The sequence below is a fragment of the Wenzhouxiangella sp. YN9 genome (assembly GCF_056324165.1).
Window position 1 is genome coordinate 174,325 of sequence record NZ_JBJNIP010000100.1, and the last position, 16,493, is coordinate 190,817.

The 16,493-nt window shown below is 62.2% G+C and carries 7 protein-coding genes; 5 read left to right on the forward strand and 2 right to left on the reverse strand.

Going from position 1 to position 16,493, the window contains the following annotated elements:
* Positions 1-5 precede the first annotated feature (5 nt).
* From ACEWQ0_RS09300 to ACEWQ0_RS09320, 5 genes are all read left to right on the forward strand, one after another.
* A complete protein-coding gene (locus tag ACEWQ0_RS09300) occupies positions 6-1,001 on the forward strand; it encodes a peptidylprolyl isomerase (RefSeq protein WP_476485178.1) in 996 nt (331 codons plus the stop codon).
* On the forward strand, positions 998-2,776 hold the full coding sequence (locus ACEWQ0_RS09305; protein ID WP_476485179.1) for a hypothetical protein: 1,779 nt from the start codon (positions 998-1,000) through the stop codon (positions 2,774-2,776). The genes ACEWQ0_RS09300 and ACEWQ0_RS09305 overlap by 4 nt, the downstream gene beginning before the upstream one ends.
* Positions 2,777-2,792: 16 nt before the next feature.
* A complete protein-coding gene (locus ACEWQ0_RS09310) occupies positions 2,793-11,183 on the forward strand; it encodes a hypothetical protein (protein WP_476485180.1) in 8,391 nt (2,796 codons plus the stop codon).
* 2 nt (positions 11,184-11,185) lie between these two features.
* Entirely contained in the window at positions 11,186-13,468 is a 2,283-nt protein-coding gene (locus tag ACEWQ0_RS09315) for a beta-propeller fold lactonase family protein (protein WP_476485181.1), read from the forward strand.
* A 220-nt stretch (positions 13,469-13,688) separates the two neighbouring features.
* Positions 13,689-14,297 (forward strand): DUF502 domain-containing protein, encoded by a 609-nt coding sequence (locus ACEWQ0_RS09320; protein ID WP_476485182.1) that lies wholly within the window; start codon positions 13,689-13,691, stop codon positions 14,295-14,297.
* A gap of 113 nt (positions 14,298-14,410) precedes the next feature.
* On the opposite strand, the gene prpC is transcribed toward ACEWQ0_RS09320, so the two are convergent.
* Positions 14,411-15,532, reverse strand: a complete 1,122-nt coding sequence (gene prpC, locus ACEWQ0_RS09325) for a bifunctional 2-methylcitrate synthase/citrate synthase (protein WP_476485183.1) — start codon at positions 15,530-15,532, stop codon at positions 14,411-14,413.
* Positions 15,529-16,413 (reverse strand): methylisocitrate lyase, encoded by an 885-nt coding sequence (gene prpB / locus ACEWQ0_RS09330; RefSeq protein ID WP_476485184.1) that lies wholly within the window; start codon positions 16,411-16,413, stop codon positions 15,529-15,531. Before prpB ends, prpC begins: the two co-directional genes overlap by 4 nt.
* Positions 16,414-16,493: the final 80 nt, after the last annotated feature.

Consider the following 16,493-nt stretch of genomic DNA (forward strand, 5'->3'; position numbering starts at 1 on the left):
AATCAATGAAACAACTCTTCATCGCGCTGCTCATCTTTGTCGCCGGCCTTGCCGCCGGCTGGTGGTGGAGCAGCACAGGACAAACGCTGGCCCAGGCGCCCGACGGCTGGATTGCGCGCATTGGCAATACCTATATCGACGCAGACGAATACGTTGATGCAATGCGCCGCCGCGGCGGCCACCGGCCCGGGCAGTATCACGAACTGGCACAGAAAGAAGAGCTGCTCGAAGCCCTGCTCTATCGCAAGGCACTCGCAGCCGCTGCCGTGCAGGACGGGCTTGATGCCGAACCGGAGGTGCGGCGCTCGCTGGAAAGAATCCTGGTCAACAGCTACGTGGCCCAACACCTTCGCCCGCGTCAGGAAGACGCCACCATCACCGATGAAGATGTCGAGCGGATCTATCGGCAGGAAGCCGATGACTACGCCATCCCCGCCCGCCGGCGAGTCGCGATGGTTCACATCAAGGTGCCCGGGGGCGCCGACCCGGCAGCCCGCGAAGCCGCGCGCGAGAAAGCCATCGAGGCCTACCAGGCAGCAAAGCAGCTCGATCCGGAAGTCACACACTTTGGCGCGGTGGCGCGCGAGTACTCACAGGATCAGTCCAGTCGCTATCGCGGCGGCGTCATCGGCTGGATCGGTGAAGACGCACCCGAGCGCTATCGCCACGACCCCGCCGTTATAGAAACGGCCAACAGCATGTTCGAACCCGGCACGCTATCGGGCGTGATTGAAGGAGCCCAGGGCTTCTATCTGGTCCGGCTGGTCGAGTATCAGCCCGAGCGCAGCCGGCCACTCGAAGAACTCCAGGCAGGCATTCGTCAGCGCCTGCTGCGCGACCACTACCGCAGCGTGGAAGACGCATTTCGCCAGGAGATGCTGGCACGTTTTGAAACCGATATTCGCCGGCAGCGCCTGGCCGACATCGAACCGTTGGGTCCGCCAGGCCCTGAAGAGCAACGCCCCCCGCAGGGCCCAAGCACCGCATTGACAAGGTCATGAACATGCTTTCTTCAATCACTCGTCTCGCCGCACTCGCAGCGCTGTCGGCAGTTGCTCTTGCAGCAGCAAATCCGGCCGTGGCCCAGCCGTCGGGTACCGTGCAGCAGGTTATCGATCTCGAGCCCGGCTGGAATGCCGTGTATCTCTACGTCGAGCCTGATGAGCGTGACATCAGAAAGGTCTTTGCCGGCCTGCCCATCGCCAGCGTATGGCGCTGGCTGCCAGACCAGCCCGGCGCAGAGTTCATCGAGGACCCTTCCGAAGGTCTGGAAAACATCGAAGGCTGGTTCGCCTGGTTCCCGGAACCACGGCCCGAAGCCTTCCTTTCGAACCTGTTTCGCATCGATCCGAATACCGCCTATCTCATCGAAGTGGAAGGCAGTACGACGCAGCAGATCACCATCGAGGGCCGCCCGCGCCATCGCCGCCAGAGGTGGGAAACCGATGCATTCACCCTGACCGGACTTGCCGTCAATCCTGATGCGCCGCCCACCTTTCAGGAGTTCTTCGAGTCCTCGCCAGCGCATGCCGGGCAGCCGGTCTATCAGCTCTCGGCCAACGGCAAGTGGCATGCGATCGACAAATCGTCGACGCCCGTCAAGAACGGGAAGGCCTACTGGATTCATACCCGCGGGGCGTCACGCTATCAAGGCAAGATGGCGCTGGTTCTCGAACATGGCGACTCGCTGGAGTTCAGCGCGGCGCTGACCGAAAGTCGCCTGGTGTTGCGCAACCGCAGCGGACACAACGGCTCGTTTCTCATACGCCGCGTTGGCGGAAGCAGCATGCCGATAGCGTTTCTCAACGAGGATCCGGAAACTGGAGAAACAGCCTGGCCGGATCTGCGAAACCAGCTCGTTCTGCCGGCACCAGCGGGCGAGGACATTCAGCTCACGCTGGCCGTACTACGAGAAAGCTTCGACCGCTCACGCATGGAGCAGGTACTTGAAATTACCGACGAAACCGGAGAGCGCATTCTTCTTCATGTCGGCGGGAACACCATTCAACCCGTAGCCGGCGCGGCCACTCAGGGCAGTGGCCTGCAGGCGACAGTAACCGACAGCGGTAGCGATATCGTGTCGTATGCCGGCCTCTGGGTGGGGCGCATCGAGGTCAACGCCGTCAGCGAATCCCAGCAGGGCGGAGTCGAGCCAACGCCGGTGCGCGATCCCTTCACCCAGCGAGTCATCATTCACGTCGACTCTGCCGGTCGTGCCCGCCTGCTCAAGGACGCGATTCAGATGTGGCAGGAAGGCACAACGGTACCGAGCAGCGCCGAACCCGGCATGCGCGAGGTCGCCGAGCCCGGGCGCTACGTGCTGTTGACCGACAGGAACCTGATCCCGCTGTATTCCGGCGCGGTCAACCGAGGCGGACGCTCAGTCGGCTTGCGCTACAGCACCATTGCCTACGACTTCCCCGGCCTGGAGCAGGAGTTCAGCGGTGACTTTGGCCCCGGGCAACAGCTCAATACGACCTTGATTGTTGACCCCGAGCTGCCGACCAATCCGTTCAAGCATCGCTACCACCCCGATCACGACAATCTCGACGCACAGTTCATGAACTTCAAGCAGGAGGCCTATCAGGTCACCCGCGACATGCGTTTCATCTTTACCAGCGACGATCCCATCGGCAGACAGCCCCCTGGCTGGGGCGACTCGATACTTGGCGGCGTCTACGAAGGCGCGCTCAGTGGTCTGCACCACAACACGATTTTTACCTCCGGCATTTTCCGGCTGCGCCGTATTTCGGCCATCCCGGTACTGAACCAGTAAACAAGGACGTTCTGGAATGAATTCATCCCGGCACCCCGGTCAGCTCATGACCACGACTGCGACCACTATTGTGACCACAATCGTGCACACGACCCTGCTCGCCGTACTGCTGACGGCATCTCTCACGGCACGGGCCAGCTGGCCCATCTCTGCCGGCAGCGGCGAAAACGACGAAGTCGTGGCCATGGAAACCGGCCCGGCGGGTGATACCTATGTCGTCGGCCATTTCCGCGGCAGCATCGATATCGGCGGCTTCACTCTCATATCGCAAGGCGGCCAGGATGTCTTCATTGCCAGAATCAGCCCCGGAGGCATCACCGAATGGGCGGCATCGGCGGGCGGGCCCTATGACGATCATGTCCACGGCATGACGCTCGACAATGCCGAAAACGTCTTTGTCGCCGGCGACTTCTATGCCCAGGCAACGTTTGGCGGCAGCGATATCTCGGCCGACGGCGAGGCAGACGGCTTTGTCGCCAAAATCAACAACCAGGGCAGCTGGAAGTGGGCTCGGCCCATGGGCGGCAGCGGCAATGACCGCGCAACCGCTGTTGTCGCCGTACCGGGAGACAGCTCGATTGCGCCGCCGGTGCCCGAATCGATTGTGGTGGCCGGGCGATACGAATGCTCGGCGCAGTTTGGAGCCAGCCATTCGCTGGCCAACGGCAACTGCGCGGCGACCTCCAGCGACTTGTTTCTTGCTCGCCTGGCCTCGACCGACGGCGAATTCCTGTGGGCCCGGGATCGGGGCAGCGCAGCCTCGGGCGATGAGGGCATTCAGCATCTGGAAATAGACGACAGCAATCGCGTCTACGCCGTCGGCACCCGATCACAAGGTGGCACCAGCGAACTGCTCAGCCAGGACTTTTCGTCCTGGAACGGCTGGAACAGCAGCGATACTGAGTATGGGTTTCTCTTTGACACCCAAGGAGTCATCTTCGTCAACCGCGGATGGTGGGCGCCCTTTATCCCTTACTCTTATGCCTTTTTTACCGACACCCGTGCACTAGCCCTGCGCGGTCGTGCTGTATCGGTAACCTCCCCGCTCATTGACGCCTCGGACGCCGAGCGACTGCTTCTGCAAGGCGACTTCATGCGCGGATTTGATCCGGAAAGACAATTTCTGGAAGGGCTTATTTCAGAGAAGCCAGATCGCGGTGAAGACGTTGTTATCGAGTATCGCGACAAGAGTGGCAACTGGCGCCGGATCCATCGGCTCGAGGGGCGAGGCACGGGCGGGCAGCAATTCAAATTCACCGGCCCGGACACGCTGACCATTTCAGACAAGCGGGCGTTGCACAAACACCTCAGGATCAGGTTCAGGTTCACCGGCGGCAGCGGACCTTATTCAACGCCGCACCATACGCGCTACAACGACTGGTGGTACGCTGACAACATCAAACTGGAAAAGATCGGCAAACAGGTTCCCTTCCTGATGACGGTCGGCAACCTGCTCAACGAGAGCGGACCCAGCCTGGGCAGCCCGCAGAACCTTCCGGACGCGCTCCGAATCCAGGACACTGCCCTTGATGATGGTGGGCAGCGCCTGCTGGTAGCTGCTGACTACTCCGGCGATTTCACTTTCGCCCCCTGCGCTCCGCAAACGGGCGAGGGGCTGTATATCGCCAGCATCGACATCGCCACCTCAAGCATCAGTTGTGCCTGGGCAAGAACCGTTGCCAGCGCGGCGGCGGGCGCGATTACGGTCGACGCGCTGGGCAAGGTGTTTGCCACCGGATCGTTCGAGAATAGCGCCACATTTCACTCCGGAAGCAACGGGCTCGGCACCCTGACCAGCAGCGGCGGCGAGGATGTCTATATCCTGTCGCTCGAATCTGACGGTAGCTGGGACTGGGTCACCGGCGGCAGCGAGTACAACGAAGTTGGTGGCATACCGGCCAATGCCGGCGGCAGTGGCAACGATGCCGGCCAGGCCATTGCCACCAACGGCATCGGCGCAGTCTTCGTCGGCGGTCGCTTCAGCGCAGTGGCGTACTTCGGACCGGTCGACACCCTGGCCTCGATCGGCGGCGACGACGCTTTCATCGTCAGCCTCGGTGCCGACGGCCGCTTTTTCAAGGAAGAGGCCTGGCTTGCCGGCACCCCGCTGACGCCGCCGCCGGACGCCGAGGTCAACAAAGTCGCCTTCACGCCTCAGTTCGAGATCAATGGCGAACCTTTCGACGCTCTGGCCGAGAACATCTTTTACTGGGCGCCTCCCATTGGCGGGAGTGATGCCAGGCTCATTCCGCTGCAGCCCATCGACAGCATCGAGGTCAAGTGGCGCATCAAGGGTCGGGAGCTCCAGGATGAGGCGCGGATCAGCAGCTTCGGTGCCGTGGGCTGGCCACGAGAGCCCTGTTCTGACGCCGTATCGGAAGACTGCTATCAGGTTCACATCACCGGCGCACCAGTTGAAGCCGAGCCAGCCAGCGGCAGCTATCGCGTGCTGGAAGTCATCGACCCGACCAGTGGCTCCAGTAGCCCGGAATACAGCTCGGGTTCGTTCAGCACCTCGCGCTCCGGATCGGCCACGATCATCTACGTCAACGGCCCGGAAATCGATCCCACGCAGTATCCGGTCGAGGTGGAAATCGTTCGCTCCCTGCCCTACCCGGCGGTGCCGCAGTTTGTAGATAACGTCGAAGTCGAGATCGGGCGCAAGATCAGCGACCCCTTCCACAATGAACCCAATCGAACCGGCTGGGTGGTCAACGAGCTCGCCTACTACGACGGCACGGGTGCCGAAGCGGCCTACACGCGCAGCGGCCGGACCGGGGCAATCATCCCGGTCAACCGCTACAGCAACGCGCGGCCACAGGAACAGGGGCGTGAGCTGGTCGTCGGCTGGTATCGCGACAACGCCAAAGGCGTGTACTGGCCGGCCAAAGCCGTGCGCTACGCCCCGCGCTGGCCGTTTGACCCGGAACGGATTGTCGTTGCCAGTGAACTGGGCAGCGAGGTCCTGGGACAGCAGCCCTTGAGCGCTCAGGGGTTTCCATCTGCGCGAATCTACGTGCAGAATGAATTCAGCCAGCCGGGCTACAACCCCAATGACGAGCACGCCTTCATGGCGCCCTCCAACACCGGATCGGGCGAGCAGGCGGTGTTCGCCCTACGCGCGGATTTTGGCGAAAAGATTGACGGCGACCGCGCCGCCGCTTCCGATCCCTACGTGCTGGTCAAGTACTTCAATCAATCCTCGCAAGAGTGGCGGTTCCGGGTGTTCCGCGTTGATGCCACCGGCGCGGGCTTCAACCAGTTCCGCTACTCCGGCACCGTGGGCACAACCGTGGCGCCGCCGTACCCGGTGACATTACTTGGTGGCTGCAGCGAAACCTTTGTGGAAGGCCAGGGCCTCGGCCAGCCGGCGCCACCACCTTTTTTCCAGGATTACAAGAACCAGCTCTGGTCCAAGTCGGCCGGCAGCGGTGCGGTGCATTATTACTATCCGGCGCAGCCGAATTTCTTTGTCGACCTCGACAACAACGACGATAACGATATCGAAGCTGCCACCTGCGTGCCCTGGCTGGAGCGCCTGCCGGCCGAACATGGCGGCAGCGACTCGCCGCTGGAACCGATCCGGGTCAGCTACGAGATTGCCTGGCCGACCGATATCCCCTTACTGACCAGCGGCGAGACCCTGCTGAGTCCGAAAAGAGGCCTGCCCGACATCATCAACCAGGCAGCCGTCGAGGTCGTCTACGACGAGCATCAGGAAACGACGGCCAATGCCCTGCCCGGCGACACCCTGGTTCAGCTGATCGACCCGCTCAATCCCCGCATCGTCTATCTCGATGCAATACCCGAGGAGGTTGCCACCGAGTTCCAGACCAACGGCACCGAGGCCATCCTCGGCAGCCAGGACGGATCAATCAAACTGCCGGTCTCGATTCGCGACCGTATCGCCTACGACCCGCTCAACAAGCGTCTGATTCTCAGCGGCCTGTTCGACGAAAGCGGCGCGGGTGAACCGTTTCTGCTGCTCAACGTGCTGTCCAAGCGTGACCGGGTCACGCTCAAGACGCTTGACGGCGGCGACGGCGGCGAAGCAACCGGCTATGACAATGACTGCCTGAGCCCCGGCTCGTCCTGTTCTTGGGACCAGGCCATCGAGGCGCTGTTTCGGCTATCACGCAACCCGCAGCGCATCGAGAAGATCTGCCTGGAAACGCGCCTGGACGACAGCCGCAATCTGGTCTGTGAGCAACATCGTCCGGTCGATGCCGACGATGTGCTCATCGGCTACCAGGATGACGGCAACGACGGCATTCTCGAGCCCTTCCAAGCCGTCGGCGTCGACGCTGCACTTACCGCCGGGCTCTCCCAGGGCAGCGGCTATGTCACGCTGGCCTTCAACAACGATGAATCGCTCAACCCCGAGCCAGTCAGCCTGGAGGTCATCGAGGTTGGCTGCCTGCGCTCACCACCGCCGCCGGCCGCCGCCGAAATTCTGAGCACTTACCAGGGCCAGATCAATGTGATCGCACCAGACAACATCTTCGATGAGCAGCTGGTGCTGCGACACAGCGGCGATTTCGGCGGCGATCCCGATGCGCTGGAGTTCCAGTGGTTCTACCATCCAGACGAAAACGGCACCCCGCCGCTGCCCGTTCCTGATCCGGAAAGCGGGCAGATGAACGGCTGGATTCAGGTTCCGGTGGACGATTCCCAAGGCGCTGTCGAAATCAGTATCGAAGGCGCAAATATCCAGACCCTGTCGGACAACTGGTACCTGGCTCGCTATCGTGGCCTGCCCACCTGCGGCAATGCGACCGAGTGGAGCCTGTATGCCGGCAGCCCGGGATCGACTCCTCGCGACCAGATCGCTCAACTCGCACAGGGCTGGGTCAAGCGCGTTCTCAGCCGCCTCAACCCTTTCGAGGCACGCGTGCAGGACTTTGCCAAAGCGGCCACGAACAACTACGTGAGCATGATCATCCAGCTGGGCGAACGCTATGAGGGCCCGGTAGCGCTCAACAGCGATCCGAACAACATCAATCAGCTGGGGCTGATCGAGGCCTACACCACCGTCATGCGCAGGGCCATGCAGCTGTCGGTTGACGGCACCCCACCGGTCAACTACGGGCCGGCCAATAACGCCATATTGCTGGTCGCCTCCCGCCTGGTGGATTTCTATACCCTGCTGGGCAACGAAGCCTACGCCGACGCCCAGGACCCCACCATCGGCATCAGCACCGGGGGCGGCAGCTATCTGTCTCTGGCACCGAGCATCTTCAACTTCCAGAATCAGCTCGCCTCCCTGCTTGAAGAAGAACTGGTGCTGCTGCGCGGCCGCGACAAGAGTCAGGGTCCGGTCACCGCTAGCCCCGTGTACAACCGCCTGTTCTGGAACTTCACAACGGGCGATGGCGAGGTCGCCTACAGCCAGAGCTATAACATCAGCGACCAGAATGCCGATGGCGTCATCGACGAGTATGATGCCCGCATCATGTTCCCCCAGGGTCATGGTGACGCCTGGGGCCATTATCTGACCTCAATCAAGACCTATTACGACCTGCTGCGCCATCCCTTCTTTACCTGGGAGCCGCGACCGGAAGCCGTCACCGTAGCCGGCGTGCCGATTCAGGTCGACTTTCTCGACGAACGCCAGTTTGCCGAATCGGCCGCGGCCAAGGCGCGCACCGCCGCCGAAATTGTTGATCTGACCTATCGCTCGCGTTACGTCGAAAACCCCGACGGGCAATGGCAGGGATACGAAGATACCGACCCGCAACGAGCCTGGGGCCTGAGTGAGTGGGGCCGGCGTGCCGGCATGGGCGCCTACTTTGACTGGGCGACCGCCAATTCGATTCTGCCGGAACAGGATCCGGATCCTGCGCATGTCGGCATTGAGCGCATCGATCGTACGACCGTGCGCGAGCTCAACGAGATTGCCACCCAGTTCACTGATATACAGGGCCAGGTCGACAAGGCCGATGCCGGCCTCAACCCGCTGGGGCTTGCCAAGGACGTCGTGCCGTTCGATATCGATCCGGCGCAGCTAGCCAAGTGGGGAACCTCACACTTCGAACAGGTCGCCGAGCGTGCCATGGGTGCGCTCGAGAATGCGGTCCAGGTGTGGGACTTTGCCAACCAGCTGGAAAACCAGATCCGCCGCACTCAGAACGAGGTGGACGATCTGACCATCGATGCCAACGCGCAGGAAACGGACTTTTCGAACCAGCTCATCGAAATCTTCGGCTACCCCTATGCAGACGACATCGGGCCAAACGGCACCTACCCGGCTGGCTACGACGGCCCGGACATGTATCACTACATGTATATCGACGTTCCTGCCCTGGCCGGAACGGACTTCGACTTCGCCGACGATATCAATAATCTAGGCATCAAGCGGATCAAGGAGTTCACCGGCAGTTACGACCCGGTGCCCAACGGCATCAACTTCTTCGACATGACGCCCAGCTCGAGCGAAACCGAGCACACCGGCTCTCACGGCCTGCCCTGCAAACTACTCCCGATTTCAGAGGGCTGCGCGCTGGGCGAGGTCAGTCTCGACGACAGTCTGGATGTCAGCTACGTCACCATCGAATCACCGGACTTCGGTTTCTGGTTCACCAAGCCTGGCAGCTGGAACGGCCAGCGACGCGCACCGGGCGAGCTGCAGCAGATCCTTCAGCAGATGCTGCAGGCCCGCATTTCACTCAAGCAGGCGCTGGTCGAATATGACCAGCTGCGCCAGGAAATCGTGTCGGAAATCGACACCCTGCAGGCCACCTTCGATATCACCGAAGACAACCTCAACCTGGCCATCAACCAGCGCAACACCCTGCAAACCCTGACCGCAGTCGCGGAAACGATGAGCGCCAGCGCGGTGGTAGCCAGTCGCGTGGGCGCCTTTATCGACGCAAGCTTCAAGGACTCGGCGACCTGTATCCCGGACAACACCATTGCTGGCCTGGCGGCCGGGGGTGATCTGTTCTCGGCCGGCCGCTGCGCAGTCAATGCCGGCGGCAGTGCAGCCGCCTTTGCTCTGGACACCTCGGCCGACGCGCTCAACATTGCCGCCAGCGCTACCGACGCTGCCAAGGAAGATGTTGCTCAGCTGTCGGGCATCAAGACTGCCATCAACGATGCCACCCTGGATCTGTTCAACGCCAAGGGCCAGGTGGATGCGCTGATGCGCAAGGAGCCTGTTCTGCGCTCGGAGATCTATGCTCGCACAGAGGCCATCAAACAGCTGCTGGGTGACTACAAGGCCACCCTGGCGCGCGGCCTGCGCAGCTTCGAACGCCTGGTCAGCTTCCGCAAACGCGGCGCCGCCGCCGTACAGGAGCACCGCTACCAGGACATGGCGTTTCGCATCTTCCGCAACGATGCCCTGCAAAAATATCGCGCCGCCTTCGATCTGGCTGCCCGCTATGTCTACCTGGCCGCAGCCGCCTATGATTACGAAACCAACCTGCTCGGCAGCGACGGCCAGGCCGGCCAGGATTTCTTGACCAGCATCGTGCGCGAACGCTCGCTTGGGGAGATCATCGGGGGTGAGCCAGTGCCGGGCACTCCGGGCCTGGCGAATGCCCTCGCCCAGCTCAGCCTCAACTTCGAGGTGCTCAAGGGGCAGATGGGCTTCAACAATCCCCAGGTCGAGACCAACCGCTTCTCGCTGCGGCGTGAACTGTTCCGTATTCCGGAAGGTGAAAAAGGCGACCAGGAATGGCGACTGGCTCTTGAAAACGCCCGTGTCGACAATCTCTGGAGCATCCCGGAGTTCCGGCGCCATGCACGACCATTCGCGCCCGAGTCGGCCGGCCCACAGCCGGGACTGGTGATTCCATTCTCGACCAACGTCACCTTTGGCCTGAACTTCTTCGGCTGGGATCTGGGTTCCGGAGACAGCTCCTACGACTCCAGCCAGTTCGCCACGCGTATTCACTCGGTCGGCGCATGGTTCGGTGAATACGCCAATCTTCCCCTGGCCGATGATCCGCGCATCTACCTGTTCCCGGTAGGTGCCGATGTGCTCAGGGCCCCTGCGGCCAACGACTTCACGATCAGAGAATGGCAGGTCATCGATCAGGCCATCCCGATCCCCTTCCCGATCAGCTCACAGGAACTGGGCGAGTTCGACTGGCTGCCGATTCGCGATACAGTCGCCGAGTCGCCGGTCAAGACGCGGCGCTTCGGCCGCATTCCGGCCCACCACTTCAGCGAGCCCTTCGACCCGTCACAGGTCATTTCCGACAGCCGGCTGATTGGCCGCTCGGTCTGGAATCGACGCTGGCTGATGATCATTCCCGGCGGCACTTTCCTCAGCGATCCGGTCGAAGGACTGGAAACCTTCATCCATGGCGAGGAAATACCCGGCGGTGCTGGCCAACGCGACGGCCAGGGGATCAACGACATTCGCATCTTCTTCGAAACTTACGCATATCCGGGTAACTGAGCATGCAGCCGACCTACAGAACCATCACGCTTCTGCTGACACTTCTCGCGCTGGCGTTTTCAGCCCAGGCCAGGATTGACCAGCCCAGCCACGTTTTATACGGCAACGCCACATTGTTCGGGCAGCCGGTCGCGCCTGGAACGATCGTGGAAGCCAGGTTGAGCGCAACCGGCGAGACGCTGATCAGCTACCACATGGGCAAGGATCCCCGCCTGGAGGGCCAGTACGCGCTGCCGGTCGGTATGGATGACGTGTCGCCCCGACGACCCGGGTATGCGCGACCCGGCAATGAAGTCGAGATCTATATCGGCTCACGCCTGGCGGCCGAAACCACGGTCGGCGCCATCGGCCGCGCGGTTCGGCTCGACATCGACCCGCAGTATGTCGAAGGCGGCCCGACAATCACCATCGAAGACGCTGAAGTCCTCGAAGGAAACAGCGGCGACGCGCGGGTGGTGACCCTGCCTGTCACGCTGTCGACGACCTCGACCGAGGCCATCGACATCAGCTGGCACACCCGCGAAGGCACTGCCACCGGCGGAGCAAGCTGCAACTCCTCAGTTGATTTCATTTCCGCTGCGGACACGCTGACCATTCCCGCCGGCAGCATGAACGCCGACATCACGGTGACCATTTGCCCCGACGATATTCCGGAAGCAGACGAAACCTTCACTGTCGAGCTCACCGCCACCTCAAGCGGCACCTTTGCGCGCCAGGTGGCCACGGTGACTCTGCTTGATGACGACAATAATCCCGAAATTCGCGTCACCGATACCTGGGTCGAGAAACCGCGCAGCGGCACAGCCGAAGCGGTCTTCTCGGTCACGTTGTCGCGAGATCATCACCGCAACGTCTCTTTCGACTGGCAGACTGAAGACCGCACGGCTGTCGCCGGCCAGGATTACCTGGCCAGCCAGGGCACGCTGGAGATTGAGGCCGGTGACATCGCGGGCCAGATCCGAATCACCGTTCTGCCCAGCGCAGCAAGCGGGCCGCAGAAGGCGTTTGCGCTGCGCCTTGACAATGCGCAAATGGGCACGCTGCTGCGCAGCACGGCTACGGCCATCATTGCCGACCCCGATCACAACCCCAGCCTTCGCCATGAACAGGACGCAGTCAACGGCGAAGACGGCATTCACGGCATCGCCGATCCCTCGGCGCTGGCCATCACGCGCGCAGGCCACCACCTCTATGTCACCAGTGAATCAACCGGTCAACTGACCATCCTGGACAGACAGCGCGCCAGCGGTCGGCTCAGCGTGTTTGACAGTATCGACACAGAAACGCCCGGCTTCGAGAGCATGGTCATGGACGGGCCAGTCGATATCGCCATCAGCAACGACGATGCACACGTCTATATCGTTGCGCATGGCTCCGACAGCCTGGTTGCCTTTACCCGCAGCGCCGCCGACGGCAGCCTGGCCCTGCAGGACAGTTATGTTCACGGCAGCCGTTCCATCACCGGCATGCAGGAGCCGCGCCGGCTGACACTGAGCCCTGATGGCGAACACCTGTATGTCAGCGGCAGCAACTCGATTGCGGTGTTTTCACGCGACAGCGCCACCGGCGCGCTGACGTTTCTCGAGTCGGAGTCCAACAACACCGACGACCCGGAAGACAGCGGCGGCACGGTAGTGGCGCTGCAGCGCCCGACCGGCCTGACGGTCAGCCCCGACGGCCGCCAGCTGCTGGTCGCCACGCGCATGGGTAACGCCCTGCTGATCTTCGACCGCAGTACCGACCCATCCAGCCCCGATTTCGGTCAACTGAGCTTCCGCCAGGCGCTGCAAGACAACCTTGCCGGAATCGAAGGCTTGACTGGGGCCACAGATGTGGCTGTCAGCGCAGACGGCGGCCAGGTCTACGTCACGGCCGAACAGGCCAGCACCCTGATCCGCTTTGATCGCGACGCCAACGGCAATCTGGACCAGGCGAGGATATGGACCAGCGGCGAGGCGCAGCTGCCCGGCATGGGCGGCCCCCAACGCCTCGAGCTGGCGCCAGACAACGTCGAGTTGTTCGTCAGCGGCTTCGCCGATCACAGCTTCACGGTCTTCGACCGGACTGCCGCACAGCAGGATGCAAGTCGGGCCGGCCACCTTGACGTCGCGCAGACGATTTTCGACGGCCAGGCCACCACCGACCATCTTGCCGGCCCTACCGATATTGCGGCCTCCCACGACAAGCGGCATGTCTATGTGCTTGCCAATCAGGACAACGCCATTGTGGTGTTTACCCGGCTATCCGCCGACGCTTTGTTCTCCGACCGTTTCGCTGGGGAATGAGGCGGTGACCCGGCGCAAGGATGATCGGCCCGGCATGCAATCCGGTTAGCTGCGGGTTAGTATCGTGAGGCAGGCGCCTCGTCATTGGCGCCTGCCTCATACCGGAGCCTCTGCATGAATCTCTTTACAGCACTGGTCGCAATCGCTGCCATCATCGGCTTGGTCGTTATCAGCCGATACTGGCTCGGCCGCCAGTGCAAAATACTCGGGAGGCAGATCGATGAGCTCTGAACACGATCGCCCGGTCGCCCACCTGGTGCGCCTGTTCTTCAAGGGCCTGGGCACAATCATCCCGATCGCGCTCACCCTGCTTATCGTGCTCTGGCTGGCCGGGATTGCCGAGCGCGGCATCGGCTCGGCAATCAAGCTCGTCCTGCCCGAGGACTGGTACATCACCGGCATGGGCCTGGTCGGGGGAATTGCGGTTGTGATCGCCATCGGACTGCTCAGCCAGGTGTGGCTGTTTCGCAAGCTGATCGGCCTGGGCGAGGCCGCGCTGGAACGCATGCCGGTGATCAAGTCTGTATTCCGGGCGACCAAGGACTTCGTGGAGTACTTTTCCAGCGACGACGCCAAACGCTTCAATCAGGCGGTCATGGTTCGCCACCCGGAACTGAACGTCGGCGTGATGGGCTTCATCACCCGCGAGGATTTTTCCAACCTGCCTTTCGGCGAAGCCGGAGAGGTCGCCGTCTATCTGCCGCTGAGCTATCAGATTGCGGGCTATACGGTGTTTGTGCCGAAACAGTGGTGCGAACCATTGGACCTGCCCTTCGACGACGCCCTGCGGTTCATTCTGACCGCGGGGATGTCGCGGCGGGGAGGATAGCTTATTAACCCGGCATCAAAGCAGGTTGCATCCGTTTCCGACTTTGGATGTGGTGCGCCGGAGTCGAATCTGGAAAAAGCCGGGCCGTCAGCGGCCCGGCCTTGTCTGCCCGATCAGCGCTCGTCAAGCGGCGGCACCGCGCGATCGTCCGGCCCGGTGTAGTCGGCCCCGGGGCGGATGATGCGATTGTTGGCGCGCTGCTCCATGACGTGGGCGCACCAGCCGGTCACCCGCGCCATCACGAAGATCGGCGTGAACAGGCTGGTGGGAATACCCATGAAGTGATATGCGGAGGCATGATAGAAGTCAGCGTTGGCAAACAGTTTCTTTTCGTCCCACATGGTCTTTTCGACCGCTTCGGAGACGTCAAAAAGCGTGTCGTCTCCGACATCGTCGGCCAGCTTGCGCGACCATTCGCGAATGATAGCGTTGCGAGGGTCTTTCTCGCGGTAGACAGCGTGCCCGAAGCCCATGATCTTATCCTTGGCCTCGAGCTTGGCCAGCACGTCTTCGCGCGCCTGCTCGGGCGAGTGATATTTCTCGAGCATGGCCATGGCCATCTCGTTGGCACCGCCGTGCAGCGGACCTCTGAGCGAGCCGATCGCGCCGGTCACGCACGAGTGCATATCTGACAGGGTCGAGGCGCAGACCCGGGCGGTGAAGGTCGAGGCGTTGAACTCGTGCTCGGCGTAGAGAATCAGGGAGACGTCCATCACCCGCGCGTGCAGTTCGCTTGGTTCGCTGCCGTGCAGCAGGTGAAGAAAATGCGCGCCGATGCTGTCGTCATCGGTCTCGACATCGATGCGCTTGCCGTCGTGGCTGTAGCGATACCAGTAGGTGATCATCGAGGGGAACGAGGCCAGCAAGCGGTCGGCGACATCCTGCTGCGCATCGAAGCTTTCTTCGGTCTCGAGGTTGCCCAGAAACGACGCGCCGGTGCGCAGCACATCCATCGGATGGGCGCTGGCGGGAATGCGCTCGAGCACCTCCTTGAGCGTATCGGGCAGGCCTCTGAGTCCCTTCAGGCGGCCGGCATAGGCGTCCAGCTCCTGTTTATCGGGCAGGTGACCCTTGAGAATCAAATGCGCAACCTCATTGAACGAGGCCTTCTCGGCCAGCTCGTCGACCGCATAGCCACGGTAGCGCAGGCTGTTTCCGGCCGCGCCCACGGTACAAATTTCAGTCTGTCCGGCAGACTGGCCGCGCAGGCCGGCTCCGGGTTTTTTCTCGCTCATGACGACTCCTTGCTGAACAACTGATCCAGTTTCTGCTCGAACTCGTGATAGCCGAGCACCTCGTACAATTCATCGCGCGTTTGCATGGTATCGACCACATTCTTCTGGTGGCCGTCGCGACCGATGGCCTCGTAGACCATCAGCGCGGCCCGACTCATTGCGCGAAACGCCGACAGCGGATACAGCACCAGGCCGGCCCCGGCCTGACGCAGCTCGTCGACGGAAAACAGCGGCGTCTTGCCGAACTCGGTGATATTGGCCAGCACCGGCACGTCAACCTGACGGGCAAACTCGCCAAACTCCTCCAGCGTGTGCAAGGCCTCGGCAAAGATCATGTCGGCGCCACACTCGACGTACAAGTTGGCCCGATCCACAGCCGCGGCCATGCCCTCGCCCGCATAGGCGTCGGTGCGCGCCATGAACACGAAGGAATCATCGCTGCGCGCATCCACCGCCGCACGCACGCGATCGGCCATTTCTTCAGGGCTGACCAGGGCCTTGTTGGGCCGGTGCCCGCAGCGCTTGGCCGCCACCTGGTCTTCCAGATGCACGGCGGCGACGCCGGCCTGCTCCATCTCGCGCACGGTTCGGGCAATATTGAAAGCACTGCCCCAGCCGGTGTCGACATCAACCAGCAGCGGCAGATCGCTGGCCGCGGTGATCCGGCGGGCGTCTTCGACCACATCGGCCAGCTGCGTGATGCCCAGGTCCGGCAAGCCATAGGACGCGTTGGCCACGCCGGCGCCTGAAAGATAGATGGCCTGATGGCCGGCCTGCTCGGCCAGCAAGGCGGAGTAGGCGTTGACGGTGCCCACGACCTGCAGTGGCGGCTGGTCGGCAACCAGCTTGCGAAAGCGTGCGCCGGGTGTTCGATCGCTCATGCTCAAGCGGACTCCGGGAATATGGAAACAGCTCAACATTTTATCATGGGAGATGCTCTCGGCTGCCTTGTCAGCAAGCA